The 15,985-nt window shown below is 50.1% G+C and carries 11 protein-coding genes and 1 pseudogene; 6 read left to right on the plus strand and 6 right to left on the minus strand.

Annotated features, from left to right (window positions below; all coding sequences use genetic code 11):
• Positions 1 to 116: 116 nt before the first annotated feature.
• The 6 genes and pseudogenes from D1159_RS11090 to D1159_RS11115 all read left to right on the plus strand — a co-directional run.
• A complete protein-coding gene (locus D1159_RS11090; protein WP_161845723.1) occupies positions 117 to 1,763 on the plus strand; it encodes a recombinase family protein in 1,647 nt (548 codons plus the stop codon).
• A 1-nt stretch (position 1,764) separates the two neighbouring features.
• Positions 1,765 to 3,468 carry a recombinase family protein gene (locus tag D1159_RS11095; protein WP_161845724.1) on the plus strand — a complete coding sequence of 568 codons (1,704 nt, stop codon included), beginning with the start codon at positions 1,765 to 1,767 and terminating at the stop codon, positions 3,466 to 3,468.
• Positions 3,465 to 5,075 (plus strand): recombinase family protein, encoded by a 1,611-nt coding sequence (locus D1159_RS11100; protein WP_161845725.1) that lies wholly within the window; start codon positions 3,465 to 3,467, stop codon positions 5,073 to 5,075. Before D1159_RS11095 ends, D1159_RS11100 begins: the two co-directional genes overlap by 4 nt.
• Positions 5,065 to 5,448 carry a recombinase family protein gene (locus tag D1159_RS11105; protein WP_161845726.1) on the plus strand — a complete coding sequence of 128 codons (384 nt, stop codon included), beginning with the start codon at positions 5,065 to 5,067 and terminating at the stop codon, positions 5,446 to 5,448. The genes D1159_RS11100 and D1159_RS11105 overlap by 11 nt, the downstream gene beginning before the upstream one ends.
• A gap of 75 nt (positions 5,449 to 5,523) precedes the next feature.
• Positions 5,524 to 5,844, plus strand: coding sequence for a hypothetical protein (locus D1159_RS11110; protein ID WP_161845727.1), 321 nt, complete (start codon positions 5,524 to 5,526; stop codon positions 5,842 to 5,844).
• Positions 5,845 to 5,919: 75 nt separating this feature from the next.
• Positions 5,920 to 7,275: pseudogene (locus tag D1159_RS11115) on the plus strand (recombinase family protein); the annotation flags it as partial.
• Positions 7,276 to 7,664: 389 nt separating this feature from the next.
• Here the strand turns inward: D1159_RS11115 and D1159_RS11120 are convergent.
• The 6 genes from D1159_RS11120 to glf form a co-directional block, all read right to left on the minus strand.
• Positions 7,665 to 8,807, minus strand: a complete 1,143-nt coding sequence (locus tag D1159_RS11120; protein ID WP_161845728.1) for a glycosyltransferase — start codon at positions 8,805 to 8,807, stop codon at positions 7,665 to 7,667.
• 21 nt (positions 8,808 to 8,828) lie between these two features.
• The gene (locus D1159_RS11125) at positions 8,829 to 10,220 is read right to left on the minus strand and encodes an undecaprenyl-phosphate glucose phosphotransferase (protein WP_161845729.1); all 1,392 of its coding nucleotides are present in this window, start codon (positions 10,218 to 10,220) and stop codon (positions 8,829 to 8,831) included.
• Entirely contained in the window at positions 10,217 to 12,757 is a 2,541-nt protein-coding gene (locus D1159_RS11130; RefSeq protein WP_161845730.1) for a Helicase associated domain protein, read from the minus strand. Before D1159_RS11130 ends, D1159_RS11125 begins: the two co-directional genes overlap by 4 nt.
• A 78-nt stretch (positions 12,758 to 12,835) precedes the next feature.
• A complete protein-coding gene (gene rfbB, locus D1159_RS11135; RefSeq protein ID WP_161845731.1) occupies positions 12,836 to 13,897 on the minus strand; it encodes a dTDP-glucose 4,6-dehydratase in 1,062 nt (353 codons plus the stop codon).
• Positions 13,894 to 14,769: a glucose-1-phosphate thymidylyltransferase RfbA gene (gene rfbA, locus D1159_RS11140; protein ID WP_161845732.1), complete on the minus strand. Its 876-nt coding sequence runs from the start codon at positions 14,767 to 14,769 to the stop codon at positions 13,894 to 13,896. Before rfbA ends, rfbB begins: the two co-directional genes overlap by 4 nt.
• Before the next feature lie 17 nt (positions 14,770 to 14,786).
• Positions 14,787 to 15,968: a UDP-galactopyranose mutase gene (gene glf, locus D1159_RS11145; protein ID WP_161845733.1), complete on the minus strand. Its 1,182-nt coding sequence runs from the start codon at positions 15,966 to 15,968 to the stop codon at positions 14,787 to 14,789.
• Between the last annotated feature and the right edge of the window lie 17 nt (positions 15,969 to 15,985).

A 15,985-nucleotide genomic window follows, 5' to 3' on the forward strand; every position in this document is an offset into this window, starting at 1 on the left:
AACACGCTGGACAACGCCGGAATGTTATGTTAACATGGCGGCAACAGGACAGACCGGCGCTCCCCTGGTTGTTAGAGTGTTTTGCTGATTGACTTTAACGATTAGGAGAGAAGAACATGAAAATTTCCGAAGAACAGGTATGGAATACCTGCGGTTATGTGCGCCTGTCCCGAGAGGATGGCGACAAAGAGGAAAGCAACAGCGTCACGGGTCAGAAGGATTTGATCCGGGACTACATGGCCCGCCACCCGGAACTGCGGGCGTGCGGCATGAAGGTGGATGACGGATTCACAGGTTCCAATTTTGACCGGCCGGCCTTTCAAGAGCTGATGGCGGAGGTCAAGGCTGGCAAAATCAACTGCATCGTGGTCAAGGATTTATCCCGGTTCGGCCGGGACCACCTGGGGGTGGGGGAATATCTGGAGCAGCTGTTTCCCTTCCTGGGTGTGCGGTTTATCGCAATCAACGACCACTATGACAGTCTGCACAGCAACGCGGAATCCGACGAGCTGGTCATCCCCTTCAAAAACCTCATCAACGAGGCATACTGCCGGGATACCTCGATAAAGACACGGAGCCAGCTTGAAATCAAACGCCAGCGCGGAGATTTCATCGGCTCTTTTGCTGTTTTCGGCTACCGGAAGGATCCGGAGAACCGTCACCGCCTGCTGGCGGATGACTACGCCGCCGGCGTGGTGCGGGACGTGTTCCGGTGGAAGCTGGAGGGCGTCAGCGCCGGGGACATCGCGGCCCGTTTGACCGCCTCCGGCATCCCCACCCCCATGGACTACAAGCGATCCCAGGGGCTGCGCTACTCCACCTCCTTCCGGCTGAAAGAGGAGTCCGTATGGGACGCCGGAATGGTGCTGCGGATTCTGAAAAATCCGGTCTACATCGGTGTGCTGGAGCAGGGGCGGGTCACTACGCCCAGCTACCGGGTGAAGCGGCTGGTGGTGAAGCCCCGGGCGGAATGGGCGGTAGTGGAGCACTGTCACGAGGCCATTATTGACCGCTACGACTTTGAGACCGTCCAGAAGGTGCTTGCCCTGGACACCCGCACCAGCGTCAGCGGCAGGGCGGTGGAACTGTTCTCCGGCCTGGTGTTCTGCGGCGAGTGCGGCGGGGCCATGATCCGAAAGACCGTTTCCTCCGGCAAAAAGAAGTATGTGTATTACGTCTGCGCCGCCCACAAGAACGAAAAGACCTGCTTTGCCCACTCCCTGCGGGTGGAGGCGTTGGACGAAATTGTGCTGGAGGCTCTGAAAAAGCACATTCAGGACGTGATCGACCTCTCCAATCTGTTGGAGCTGACGGACACGGCCCAGCTTCAGCAGGCGGGTGTGCGGAAGCTCCGGGACCGCCTGGAGAAGAAACAGGCGGAGGCTGACCGCTGGCAGACCCTTCTGCGGTCCCTCTATGAGAGCCTCCAGGACGGCGTGATTGATAGGGACGAGTACCAGGATTTGCGAAAGACCTACTCCCGCCGCCGGGCCGGGGCGGAGGAACAGGCCGGGGCCATCCAGGAGGAAATGAGCCGGGAAATGGGCAATCTCTCTGAGGGCCGGGGCTGGATGGGGCAGTTTCGCAAGCACCGGAACATTGACGCTCTGGACCGCACGATGATCGTTTCTCTGATGGAGCGCGTCTTGATTTTCCGTGACCGCCGGGTGGAGATCGTCTACCGCTGGCAGGATGAATTTTCCTGGCAGATGGACCTTCTGCGGCAGGCCCGGGAGACCCTTCCCGGAAGGGAGGCGGTCTGACATGGCGCGGACCAAACGCAAGGTCAATCCCGTCCTGCCGGTAACTGCCCCCGCAGAGAAGCCCAAGCGGGTGTATCAGGCGGGCGGCTATGTCCGGCTGTCGGTGGAGGACAGCGGAAAGCCGGGAGCGGACACGATTATCAATCAGCGGGAATTGATTCAGAGCTACATTGACAGCCAGCCGGATATGCAGTTCTGCGGCCTCTACTGCGACAACGGACGGACGGGGACCAACTTCGACCGTCCGGAGTTTGAGCGGCTGATGGAGGATGTACGCTCCGGCAAGGTGGACTGCATTGTGGTCAAAGATTTATCCCGGTTTGGCCGCAACTACCGGGAAACCGGCAGCTATCTGGAGCGGATTTTCCCGTTGCTGGACGTTCGTTTTATCGCCGTCAACGACAACTTTGACACCCTGACCGCCGAGCGGTCCCAGGACGGCTATATTGTGCCGCTGAAAAACATCATCAACGAGGTCTACAGCAAGGACATCTCCAGAAAGCTGCTGCCTGTATTCGCGGCAAAACAGCAAAACGGGGAATTTATCGGCGCATGGGCGATTTACGGCTATCAAAAGTGCGCGGATGACCATCACCGGATTGAGCCGGATCGGTCAATCGCGCCCATAATCCGTGAAATCTTTCAATGGCGGTTCTCCGGCATGAGCTATCAGAATATTGCACGGAGGTTAAATGAGCGGAACATCCCTTCCCCCGCCCGGTATCACTACCTGAAAGGAACTGTCAAATCGGAACGCTATGCCAGTGCGGTTTGGAACGTATGCTCCGTCAAGAACGTATTGTCCAGCGAGGTCTACCTGGGCCATACGGTGCAGGGCCGGAAGCGTTCCGGGTTCTCCGAGGGCCGGAAGCCCTACCGTGTCCCGAAATCCGAGTGGGTGATTGTCCGCAATACCCATGAGCCGCTGGTGGATGAGGAGACCTTTCAAGCGGTTCAGCAGATGGCTGAGAAAGCCAGGGCCGCTTACCATGAGCGGCAGGGGAAATATGACGCGCTGGGGACCACTCCCAATATGCTCCGAAAGCTGGTCTATTGTGCGGACTGCAAGCGGCCTCTGGTGCGGTATAAAAACGTGAACGGCAGCACGGGGCGGCGCTACTACGTCTATATCTGCCAGTCTCATTTCAACGATCCCGCTTCCTGCCCCAAGAAGTATTTCCATGAAGCCAAGCTGATTGAAATTCTGTGGGATACCTTACAGCGGGAGATTGCGCTGGCGGAAAATCTGGATAAGCGGGTGCGCCAGTACAGCAAATCCCCCAAAGCGGCCAGCCGGGAGGCGGCGGTCAAGCGGGAGATCGCCGCCGCGAAACAGGCCCTCAGCCGTGCGGAAATGCTCTATGACAGCTTGTATCAGAATTACGCCGGCAAGCTGATGTCAGAGCGGGAGTACACGGAACTGAAGGGGCAGTACCGCTCTGATATGGAGCGGGCCCAGGCCCGGTTGGATGAGCTGGAGCAGCGGCAGAAGGACGAACAGCGGCAGACCGTGGAAAATCCCTGGCTTACCGCCTGCGGCCGGTTTAAGGAAGAACAGGCGCTGACGCAGGCCATGGCCCACGCGCTCATTGAGCGGGTGGAGATTGACGCAGATGACCATGTGTCGATTACCTTGCGCTATCGGGATGAATACAACGCCCTGCTCCGGCTTCTGGCGGCGGAGGGAGAGGCGGTGTCCGCATGAGCGGTACGACCGCCAAATATATCCGGCTGTCCGCTGAGGACAACGATTTAGGCGAAAGCGGAAAGACCGAATCCAACAGCGTCACGAACCAGAGAAATTTGCTGGAAGCCTTTATCCGCCGAACCCCGGAGCTGGCGGATAGCAATGTAATCGAGTTCTGTGACGACGGCTGGAGCGGCAAAAACTTTGAGCGTCCCGGCTTTCAAGCGATGATCGCCCAGGTGCGGGCGGGGAAAATCCAATGTATCGTGGTGAAGGACTTATCCCGGTTTGGACGTGATTATCTCACTGTCGGCAATTACATTTCCAGCGTGTTCCCCTTCCTGGGGGTGCGGTTCATCGCCGTCAACGACGGCTTTGACAGCATCCGGCCCGCTGATATTGACAGCCTGGAAACGTCATTCAAAGCCCTGATTTACGACCTGTACAGCCGGGATTTGTCCCGGAAGGTACGCAGCGCAAAGAAATTCCGCGCCCAGCGGGGGGATTTTATGTCTTCCTTTGCCCCTTACGGCTATGTCAAGGACCCATCCAATAAAAACCGCCTTGTAATTGACCCGGAGGCGGCGGAGACGGTGCGGCGGATCTTTCTTCTGACTGCAAGCGGTCAGAAGAAAGAACAGCTTGCGAGGCAGCTTAACGCTGAGGACGTACCGACTCCCATGCTTCACAAGCGGGCGGCTGGATGCCCCCGTATCAAATGGAACAATCTGTTTGACGAAAACTTTTGGACAGGCAGTTTGATTTACGGTATTTTGCGGGATGAACGCTATACCGGCAGGGTAGTTTACGGAAAGCACACGCGCGACCGGATTGGTCATGCCCATGTGGTCCGGGTTGACCGGGAGGACTGGATCGTTGTAGAGAATACCCACGAGGGCATTGTAACGCGGGAAGAATTTGACCGCGCACAGGCAGCGATACGGGCCGCTGAACATGGCGCGGTCAGAAATCAGAATCATCCCTTGCAGAAGAAAATCCGCTGTGGAGCCTGCGGCTATGCCATGAGCCGGGTGCAGGGGCCAGCGCCATACTTCGTGTGCCGTACCCCCCGCATGAACGCTGCCTATACTTGTAGGGACAGGATACCGGAAGCTGACATTCTGGAAACCGTAACCGAGGGGCTTCATGTGCAGGCGCTGATGGCGGTGGAGTTGAGCCGGCTATGGGAGGAACAGCACCAAGAGAGGAAAAAGGATAGTTCCGCTGTGAAGAAAAACCTCGCCGGACTGCGGGAGACACACCAGCGGCTCTCCCAGCAGGTCAGCGGCCTCTATGAATCCTTTGCGCTGGGCGAGATCAGCAAGACAGAATATCTTGCTGCCAAAGCCTCCGCCGCAAAACAGCGGGACGATACCGCCGCCAGAATCAGCGAGCTGGAGGCCGCGCTGGAGAATATGGGGACGGACGGCAGCCTGCGGAACGGCTTTGTTTCTGTCTTTGGGAAGTATCTGGAGGTAGGGGAAATGACCGATGAGATTGCGGCGGACGTTTTGAAAGAGGTCCGTATCCACCCCGGCGGGCGGATTGAAACCGTCTGGAATTACCGGGACGAGCTGGAAAAGCTGATGCTTGATTTACAGGGAGATCATCAGGATGGAGCGTAAGAGAGCCTGGATTTATTGCAGGGTCGCGTACTCTGACGCACATGTGCTGGCAGCTCAACAGGCCAGCTTGGAGGCATATGCGGAAGTACACGGTTTTGAGGTTGTGGGTACGACTGCTGAACAGGCCAGCGGATTAGACTTCTCCCGCCGTGGGCTGGCCGAGGTTTCCGGCGCGGTGGCCGCTGGGGACATTGACTTTCTGCTGGTAGCAAACCTCTCCCGCCTGGAGCGGGACGTGGGCAAAACGGACGCTTATCTGCGCTGGCTGGAGGATCTGTTTGTTGAGATAGTCTGTGCCGATGGTACCACTCCGCAGACGGCCACAGAGATACTGCATGAGTTGGTGAAAGCAAGCAGGACAGCTTACAGATAGTCAAAACAGGGGCCTCCCCATCCACAAACTTGGACGGAGAGGCCCTTAATCCGTATAAAACTGGGGTGAAATATCATGGACATTCGATTTGCCGATACGACAGAAGCCGCCTGTCAGGAGCGGGTTTGCAGCATCCTCGCATCGCTCAGTTTGATGGTGGATGCACAGAAACACGCGGGAAATTGTAATGGAAATCTCCGGTGGCTGTACCGGCGTGAACTGGAGTACCACTACCGGCGGACGGTGCTTGAGGCCCTTCGGCTGCTGGGGATTCTGATTCACGACACCAGTATTGCTAATCAAACAAACCTGAACCGCCTTTGCGAGAACGGGCACACTGCGCTGGAAGATTTAATTAGCAGATATACCAAGTGTTTTGATACTGAGGTTGAGTAGTCCCGCAGTTGAAGCCATTCGGAAACGTTCATAGTTTATTTACATTTAATTTTTGTTCCGTGCTTGACATTGGCGGACAAAGGATACTCCGGCAAAAACATTGAACGGCCCGATTTCCAGCGGCTCTTGAAAGACATCAGAACCGGGCTTATCCGGCGGGTGATTGTCTACCGTCTGGACAGGATCAGCCGCTCCATCGTGGATTTCGCAAAGCTGATGGAGTTGTTCAAGCAGTTCAACGTGGAATTTGTTTCCTGCACCGAAAAGTTTGACACGTCAACCCCGATGGGCCGGGCGATGCTCAATATCTGCATCGTGTTCGCCCAACTGGAACGGGAAAGCATCCAGATGCGCGTGACGGATGCTTTTTATTCCCGGTGTGCCAAGGGCTACTATATGCGGGGCCGCGCTCCATACGGTTTTGACACGGAGCCCATCGTGATGGACGGTATCAAAACAAAACGGCTGATTGAAACCGCCGAGATGAAATACGCCGAATTGATGTATGAAATGTATGCGGAGCCCGAAACCTCCTACGGCGATATTACCCGGTATTTCACCGAGAATGAAATTCAAGTATACGGGAAAACGCTGAAACGGGGATTTTTGGCGCAGCTCCTGCGGAACCCGGTTTACGTCCAGGCCGACATGGATATTTATGAACACTTCAAGGCACAGGGCGCGAAAATCGAAAGTCCGCCGGAATTGTTCACGGGCGATTATAGCTGTTACTTATACCAGGGCCGGGAGGGGGAGGAGAATATTTTGGTGATTGCGCCCCACAAGGGCCGTATTCCCTCGACGCTCTGGCTGAACGTCCAGCACAAGCTATCCCAAAATACCACGTTCCAGAATGGCCGGAAATGCCATAATACATGGTTGGCGGGGAAAATCAAGTGTGGGTGCTGTGGGTATGCTTTAGTGGGGCTGAACGCCGCAAACGGGGTGACGTACATGAGATGCAGACAGCGCGTGGAAAACAAGAGCTGTCCGGGGCCCGGAACGCTGACACGGCATGAGCTGGAAAAATCGGTGTATGATGAAATGGTAAAGAAGATGCGGGGATTTCAGACGCTGAGGGGCGGCAAGGCGGAGGGCTACAATCCAAAGCTGACCGCCGCCCGCGCCAAACTTGCCAAAATTGAAAGCGAGATTGAAAAGCTGATTGACACGCTGACCGGAGCAAACCCGCTCTTGTTACAGTACGCAAATAACCGCATTGAAGAATTGGACGCGGAGCGGCAAAAGCAATTAAAGCTGGTGGCCGACCTCACCGCTAATTCTGTTTCAACCTCTCAGCTTGATAGCATATCCGGCTATCTCAAAAACTGGGACGAGGTTAGTTTTGACGACAAACGGCGCGTTGTGGATACGCTGATTTCCAAAATTGAGGCTACCAGCACCGAGCGCGTGATACACTGGAAAATCTAAAAATTTTTACTTCGCATTATACCATTGTCAAAGACGTTTTAGCATAATAAATCACCCCACTTGTTAGTAGTATACCATACTGTCTAACAAATGGGGTGCTGTTCATTCCCCAATAGCGGCGGTTTCGTGTAGGTTGGCTCCATTCTTTAAGTGCCGTATTATTATGCCCTTGTCAAATACACTAAGGCCCAGGCCGTTACCCCCGCTCTCACTGCTGCGGGAGAAGTCAGGCCGGTAAAACGGCTCGAATAGGCAGCGGATCTCGTTGTCAGGGATAGGGGTACACTATAAAATAGCAGCAGCAATACCGCAGACAAAACCCATTTCATCTTGATTCCCTCCTGAAAATTCTTGATATAAGAGATAATTATATTTCTGTTTATCCTCATTCATAAAGACGTAGAATTTGCATTTACTGCTATAGGGGCTAACGCCTCGCCGAACTGAGACAATACATTAGGCAGCACAGCCTGCAATGTATACTGAGCAACAGCAATTCTGGCTTTCATACCAAACTGTGCGCATATTTGGGGTGATTTTATGAGATATCTTATGGCGTCAGCGCATGCCTTGGCATCACCATAGCTATAGAGTAAACCCGTCACGCCATCATCCACCAAGTCGATATGCCCTTTGACTCTGCTTGCCACAACCGGCAGACCTAAATACATAGCTTCCATCACATTGAAAGGCAGTCCCTCGCTTCTACTGGCCATCACAGCGATGTCGGCAGTTTTATACCATGTAGCTACATTCTCTACCTGCCCAGGAAACAACACACGTCTCTCTAACTTTGAGCCTTCCACTAGCTCACGGCATCGCCCCAGCTCTGTGCCGCTTCCGCACAGTATAAGCACCGTGTCCTCCGGCAAATAATTCATCGCTTGAATCAGCACATTCTGACTTTTTCTCCTCGAAAACTCTGCGACGCATATCAGCACAAATGCATTCTCTGAAATCCCCAGTGTATTCCTCGAAATGCCTGTGTCTTTCTTACTATCCTCATCCAGTTTAACGAAGTCTACGCCCATACCAGGTATCATCTCAACCCGTTTTCCCAGCTGATATCGCCTCGCAATCTCATAGTCATACTGGTTCATAGTCAGCAAAAAATCCGTCTCTGGAGCCGTCAAACGTTCAGCACCTAGCAGCAAATTTCTCTTCATAACTGGTGTACTATCATCAAACAGGTATCCGTGTACTACGTTGACCAGCTTCGGGCGAGGTCTCATACCTTTAATTGCCAGGCGCGTAAAGAACGCCGCAAGAGAAGTATGAGTCACTACCAGGTCATAACCCCGTATGTAAATAATCTGCCGAAGCATCCTCAATGCCTGCAAGTTATGTACAGAACTCATCCGCTTTTTGAAAGGGAGATCAAAAGATTTATCTGTATAAGGCACCTGCTCTGGCGCTCCGGCGCACCCAATATCCACCTCCCAGCCCATACGCTGAAGCTCCCTCAAATATGGCTGATGAAAATGCTTTATGTGAGAATATGTCGATGCTGTAAATAATGCTTTGTATTTCAAGTAATCGCTTCCTTATTTTTGTTATATGTTCAGTGTTTCATCATTGATAAACTTCCCATGCAATACTGTTGCCAGCAGAATCTTAATATCGAACCACAGACTCCAATTCTCAATATAATAAATGTCATGCTCTACGCGTTCTTTGATTGGCGTGTCGCCCCGAAAGCCGTTGATTTGCGCCCAGCCAGTAATGCCGGGACGCACCTGATGACGTACCATATAGAGCGGTATTTCTTCTTTAAACTGATCTACAAAATAGGGAAGTTCCGGCCGTGGTCCTACTAAACTCATGTCAGCCTTGAGTACATTAACTGCCTGGACCAGCTCATCGATGGACAGTTTACGAAGAATGGAGCCGAATTTTGTGCGGCGGCCATCTTCCTGTTTGCTCCACGCAGAGGCTTCTTCTAAATTTAATTTCATAGTCCGCAGTTTCAAAAGTGTAAACTGTTTTCTGTTCCGGCCTACCCTAACCTGCCGAAACAAAATTGGGCCGGGAGAAGAAATCTTGATGCCAACAGCTGAAATTACCAATAATGGGGAACCTAAAACAAGCATTAGCAAAGCACCAATAATATCGATTGTCCTTTTAATAAACGCATTTGCAAAGTTGTCCAATGGAATGCGCCGGATATTCATAAGCGGTATTCCATTAAGATCATCAAATTGAGGATGTGCAGGCATATAATCCGCATAAAACGGAATAATGGATAGCTTTATTCCTGCTTTTTCACAACACTCAATAATATGTGGCGTCAGCTCATAGTCTGACATCTCGATGGCCGAAATTACTTCCTCAGGTTGTGTGCGCTCCAAGATCTTTTCCAGCGCTTCATATCCGCCAAGGTAAGGTATATTAAATCCAAGAGCAGCTCTTTTCCCAATATATCCGACAATTTGATATCCCAATTCTCGATTCGCCTGAATTGTCGCAAGATATTTCCTCGCAACCTGTCCGTTGCCTACAATCAGTACATGCTTCTGATTTCTTCCACTTCTACGAATCCTCCAAAGTGTTTTACGAACTATAATCCGTTTGAGTATAAGCGTACCAACACTCAAAGAAAAAAACAAAGCAAGTACCCAACGGGAGTAATCTGTCTGGTGCCCTACAAATAGCCAACCAAGCAAAATCAGCATATCCAACAGACCGGCGTGCAGTAATTTGGTCGCTTCGTCGCGTATCCGCGTTTTTCGAGATGATTGATATAATCCAAGTGCGGCATATGTAAACAACTGAATGAGGGTAATAACAATACCAATACGCAAATAGTTGGTCAGTTGAACAGTAACAACACCATTTGGCATCACATGGAAACGTAGCCAGTATGCCATTGGAAGCATTAGATAAATCAGCACTCCGTCACTCAAGACATTCAGCCGATTCAATAGTCGCTGGTTCTCACGAATCATAAAGCCACCTCAGTAGACTTTAATGCGGCTGACTTTTTGGGACGCCTTATTTTAGACTGATATGCCTCAGGATTGAAACCGATCTGCTTGAGTTTTTCCAAATGTTCTTTGCTTTGCTTTCCTGACTCATAGCTACGTTTCTGACGGTCGAGCCACGCTTCCAGTTGCCGATACTCCTGTGTATCGTGCGGAAACTTCAAGTTGCCATGTCTGTCATAATAAGCCTTTACTAATTGATACCGCATATTCCAATCACGTTCTGCTCTACTATCCCATTCCATGCCAAGACGCTCTAACGCGCATATTTGCGCTTGAGTCAGTTGCCCATTTCTGTATTTTTTCCGCATCTCAGAGAGCCATTTATTTATCCAGACACCATTCATTACATATCCGCCAGGAATCTTCAAATCCCCATGTTCCTTGTAGTATTGCTCTGCAAGTCGATACCGCACAGTCCAAGAGTCCTCCTTCTCCCAAATCATCCCGATTGTCCTTAACCTTGCAAGGCGGTCGTTGTTGTATTTCAGAAAAACCTTGCGCTGACGCGCAACCCAGCGTCCAAGCGCATAACCATCCTCCGCACAAAACATAGTAGCAACGTTTAAGTTTCCGTTCTTTTTAAAATATTCTGCAGCATGGCGATAACCTTCCTCCCACATCTGGTCAAACTTGCTTTCCCAAAGCATCCCCAGGGCGTCCAACTTCTGACGCTGTCCCTCTGTCAGAGACATTCCATCACGTTTATTTCGGATTCTTGAAATCCATTCGCCCAGCTTAACTCCTTCTGCAGAAATATAAGTAGTTGGTACATCCAAGTTTCCAAAACTATCATGGTAACTCTGTGCAGCCGCATAATATTTTCCCCATAGCTCATCTGCAACATCCCACACCATGCCTAGTTCATTGAGCTGCCTAATCTGTTTTTCTGTGAGAATATACCGCTGATTACTATTTTTTCGAGCCTGTCTCTGCCTGGCAACCCACGCACCTAACGGAACGCCTGTTTCTGAAATATAGGTACGCGGAACAAGCAAGTCACCGTATTTTTCTCTGTATTTAATCGCTTCTGCCAAATTTCTCTCCCAGGATATATCCGAAAAGTGTTTCCATACCATCCCGATAGCGTCTAACTTTTGGATCCTTTCTTCACCAAGCGTTCCATGAACACTCCCTGCTCGGACACGCCGTTGAGTAAGTATCCACATCCCCAACGAGTACCCCTCTGATGTTTTATACTGTTTTGGTATTTCCAAGTTTCCAAATTGCTGGTAGTATTGCTTTGCATATCCATACATTGTATCCCAAGAGGCGGAAAGTGTCTCTTCTAACTCATCAAACAATCGGCGGCAATCTCGTACCTCGTCGATCAAGCGGAAATGTTCCGTGGCAACCTTATTTTCTTCTCCAGAGCTTTGAAAATAATCTACTGCATCCCTCATCTCCTGCTCAATGGCACCTATACTATAGAGGTTCTCAAAGTTGTTGACGATATCAAAAATAATTGGGTTTCTATCCTTCTTTGCACTGAGTGCACGGCCAATTTGCTGCTTAAAGATAATCGGAGAAACTGTAGGTCTAAACAAGATTACACCATCTACGTCCTCTACATGGACCCCTTCGTTAAGCATATCAATACAAAAAAGAAGTTTAAGGTGTGCGCTTTCATCTCGCTTAAACTCACAGAATGCCGCTTCGGTCTTGGGGTCATCCGCATAAGCTACATAGATATGGGGAGCAGCATCTACCTTTGAAAACCACTCTGCAACTTTCTCAAGCATCTGATCCATGTGCTCTTTGCTTGCGCAGAACACAAGGTATTTTCCATCGTAAGTGCTCATATACTTGTGGAAAATTTCTTCTAATCCATCCGCTTTTGCCAACGCCCGCCGCAGTGCTTCCAGATATTCCTCTGCACTGTCACGCACCGCTTTAGACTTTGCATGGTGGACTCGATTTTCCAACTGCTTCAGATCTTCTTGATATGAATAAAGACATGTCACATAAGTAGGAGGATTCAGTATTCCCCGTACAATGGCCTCACCCAGCGTCATTTTTGATGCTACACAGTTGTCGTATATTTCTTCCGCCATGTCGCGCTGATTATCAAGATACCGCACATTTGTTGCGGAAAAGCCAAGCAGTTTCGCCTGTGGATATGACATTAAGAAACGAGTCAGACTCAACTGCCATGTTGGTGCCCCAGCTCTATGAAACTCATCCTGCAAAATCATATCGGGCCGCAATTTTGCGGTTTCTTCCTGGGTCATGATATTGAGTTTTGCATAGGTCAGAAATGTGATGTTGCTCGGAACTGCCGCCCCTGTTGCAATCAGATTTTCGCATTGGGTTTTGAAAATATATTCAGATGGAGCGAGCCAACAAATCCGCTGCTCTGGGTGATCCTCACAGTATTTGAATCCAATGAAGGATTTCCCTGTACCAGTTGGGTGAATAACACAGGCTTTTCCTGTTTTGGAGAGCATAGATAATACGGCCTCGTATGCCTCCTGATTGTGAGGGAATAAGGAAATGGCCATGCAAGCACCTCCTTATAATGGAACATTATCTGCGGCTATAAAACAATGTACCTTAACATATTTATCAAATCTCACTTTTTAAGTGTCTAATAAGTACATTTTCCTGTAATACTTCTGATACTCTCCACTGGTTACATGCTCGACCCAGTCAAGGTTATCCAGATACCAGCGGATAGTCTCTGCCATACCCTGTTCAAAGGTATAGGATGGCTTCCATCCCAGGTGGGTTGTTATTTTTGTATTATCAATGGCATATCTTCTGTCGTGGCCTGGGCGATCTTGAACATGGGTGATGAGACTGTCTGGCTTACCCAGCTCTTTGAGGATTTGCCGTACAATTTCTAGATTCGCCTTTTCGTTGTTACCACCAATATTGTAGACCTCGCCGACCTCACCTTTTTCCAGCACTGCAACAATGCCGGCACAGTGATCTTTTACATGCAGCCAGTCCCGTATCTGCATTCCATCTCCATACACAGGAAGCGGCTTATCGTAGAGCGCATTGTGGATCATCAGCGGGATCAATTTCTCTGGAAACTGGTAGGACCCGTAGTTATTAGAGCATCTGGTAATGTTCACCGGCAGTCCGTAGGTTTCGTGGTAGGCCCGGACGATAAGGTCGGCGCTGGCCTTGGAGGCCGAGTAGGGACTGTTGGGGGCTAACGGCGTGGTCTCGGTGAACATCCCATTCCTGCCCAAAGCACCGTAGACTTCGTCTGTGGAGACTTGGAGATAGATCACACCCGGCCTATATTCCCGGGAATATTTGTCTTCTGGGTGGATCTTCCAATAATTTTTTGCAACGTCCAGCAACGTCTGTGTTCCCACAATATTGGTGGTCAGAAAAAGCTCCGGCTCCACAATGCTCCGATCCACATGGGACTCAGCGGCGAAGTGAACCACGGTATCGAAGCCATACTCATCAAACAGCTTTCTTACCAACGCCCGATTTCGGATGTCTCCCTGGATAAAGCAATAACGTGGGTCATGCTCCACAGACTTCAGATTCTCCAAATTTCCTGCGTATGTAAGCAGGTCCAGATTGACCAGCAGTTCAATTTCCTGCTTCCGGCCCAGCAAATACTGGATGAAATTTGAGCCAATAAATCCGGCGCCTCCGGTAACCAACAGCTTTCTCATATTTCTTCTCCCTCTGCGATCTCTTTGAGATACTGTCCATATTCCGTTTTCATCAACGATTCAGCAAGCCTAAGCAACTGCTCTTTACTAATGAATCTTCGCCGATAGGCAATCTCCTCAATGCAGGACACATACATTCCCTGACGTTTTTGAATGATGTTCACAAATTGAGAAGCCTCTTGTAACCCGTCGTAAGTTCCCGTATCCAGCCAAGCCATACCCCGGTAGAATCTTATAACTTTTAGCTGTCCCCGGCGCAAGTACTCGTTGTTTACTGCGGTAATCTCTAGCTCTCCCCGAGAAGAGGGCCTCACATGCTTGGCGATCTCCACCACTTGGTTATCATAAAAATAGAGGCCTGGCACCGCATACTTGGACTTGGGCTTTTGCGGTTTTTCCTCCAGGGAGAGCACATTTCCCTCCTTGTCAAACTCTACCACCCCAAAGCTCGAGGGGTCATGGACGGGGTATCCGAAAATGACGGCCCCCCTCTCCAGTGCAGCTGCCTTTTCCAGCACTATGGAAAAACCGCCTCCATAAAAAATATTGTCCCCTAATACCAGGGCTACTTTGTCGTTACCTATGAACTTTTCTCCAATGACGAACGCCTCCGCCAGACCATTAGGGTGCTCTTGTATCGCGTATTCAAACCGCATTCCCAGCTGGGCGCCATTTCCCAAAATATCCTTAAAGACCGAGATATCCTTGGGTGTGGAGATGATGAGCACCTCTCGAATACCTGCCAGCATCAGGGTAGACAGGGGATAATAGATCATCGGCTTATCATAAATCGCAAGGGCTTGCTTTGAAACTCCCTTTGTAATTGGATAGAGCCGGGTTCCAGATCCTCCAGCAAGAATAATCCCCTTCATGTCATCATTTCTCCTTTTTATAGGCTTAACTTTTTGTAAAGTGTCTCCACCTTTTCAAAAGCATTTTCAATAATAAGATCCATATTATAATATTTGTAGTCGGCTAGCCTCCCGCACAGGAACAGATTGGAGAACTTCTTCGCCTCATCGGCATAGAGTGAAAAACGAGCTAGATTCTCCTGATTAATCACTGGATAATAGGGTACGTTTCCCTGCACCGAATGCTTATTGTACGGGAGAGGAAATTCCCGGGCAATCACAGTGTACGGCGTATCCAAGGCATCCAGATAGTTGATTTGCTTATACTCTGTGTCTCTTGTATAGCCATCGGCCTGGGGATAGGATATGACTTGACAAGGAAGGGAAAATCCCTTTTCATGCCTCTCATAGCGATACTCAATGTTTAACGACCTATATGGCAGTTGACCATACTTTTCCTGAAATAACTCGTCAATTGCTCCAGTATACACGATCTGATTGTATCTTTTCCCATCAAACAGCACATCGCCACTTTCATAGTCAAGTGTTATATGTTCTAAGGCGTCACAATTAAGCTTAATGGTGATATTCGAGTGATCCAGCATCTGTTCAAAGAGCTTTGTAAAGCCGTACTTAGGCAGATATTGGAAATCTTTATTCTGGTAACGCTCATCATACCCTAGAGACATCATAGCTCGGTTTAGCACACTTCGATCAATCTGCTCTGGCTCTAGCCCCCACATTTTAGCCGTATACGTGCGATAGGCTTTTTCAAAAAGCAGATTTCCGTAGTTGCGAATATCTTCATCTGAATGCTCAATTAGCTCGAATACGGATACACGATCTCTTCCTTGGAAGAGACTACGGAATTTCTTCAATAATGGCTCAGCCTTCGCAGGTGTTACCAGCTGCTGCAGCGTACGGAAATTGAACGGCAGGCGGACATACTCTCCGTCAATAAAGCTCAAAATCTTAGTTTCATGGACAACCAGTTCTGCATATTTCTCCAAAAATTCTACAATCCAGTATTTGTCTGTACTAAACAAGTGTGGTCCGTAGCGCTGCACAAGGATTCCGTATTGATCCAATTCATCGTACATATTACCGGCAATATGAGGGCGCTGTTCCACCAACAGCACCCGCTGCCCCTTTTCTTCAGCCAATCTCCTGGCGAAAATGCTGCCAGAGAATCCAGCCCCGACAACGATAACATCGTACACTGCAATTCCTCCAATAA

The organism is Pseudoflavonifractor sp. 524-17, from assembly GCF_009935845.1.
GTDB lineage: Bacteria > Bacillota > Clostridia > Oscillospirales > Oscillospiraceae > Pseudoflavonifractor_A.

Bases quoted from the DNA above. Each gene is read 5' to 3' on its own strand.
- D1159_RS11110 (WP_161845727.1), top strand. From the start codon at position 5,524: ATGGACATTCGATTTGCCGATACGACAGAAGCCGCCTGTCAGGAGCGG.
- D1159_RS11090 (WP_161845723.1), top strand. From the start codon at position 117: ATGAAAATTTCCGAAGAACAGGTATGGAATACCTGCGGTTATGTGCGC.
- D1159_RS11105 (WP_161845726.1), top strand. From the start codon at position 5,065: ATGGAGCGTAAGAGAGCCTGGATTTATTGCAGGGTCGCGTACTCTGAC.
- D1159_RS11130 (WP_161845730.1), bottom strand. From the start codon at position 12,757: ATGGCCATTTCCTTATTCCCTCACAATCAGGAGGCATACGAGGCCGTA.
- rfbB (WP_161845731.1), bottom strand. From the start codon at position 13,897: ATGAGAAAGCTGTTGGTTACCGGAGGCGCCGGATTTATTGGCTCAAAT.
- D1159_RS11095 (WP_161845724.1), top strand. From the start codon at position 1,765: ATGGCGCGGACCAAACGCAAGGTCAATCCCGTCCTGCCGGTAACTGCC.
- D1159_RS11125 (WP_161845729.1), bottom strand. From the start codon at position 10,220: ATGATTCGTGAGAACCAGCGACTATTGAATCGGCTGAATGTCTTGAGT.
- rfbA (WP_161845732.1), bottom strand. From the start codon at position 14,769: ATGAAGGGGATTATTCTTGCTGGAGGATCTGGAACCCGGCTCTATCCA.
- D1159_RS11100 (WP_161845725.1), top strand. From the start codon at position 3,465: ATGAGCGGTACGACCGCCAAATATATCCGGCTGTCCGCTGAGGACAAC.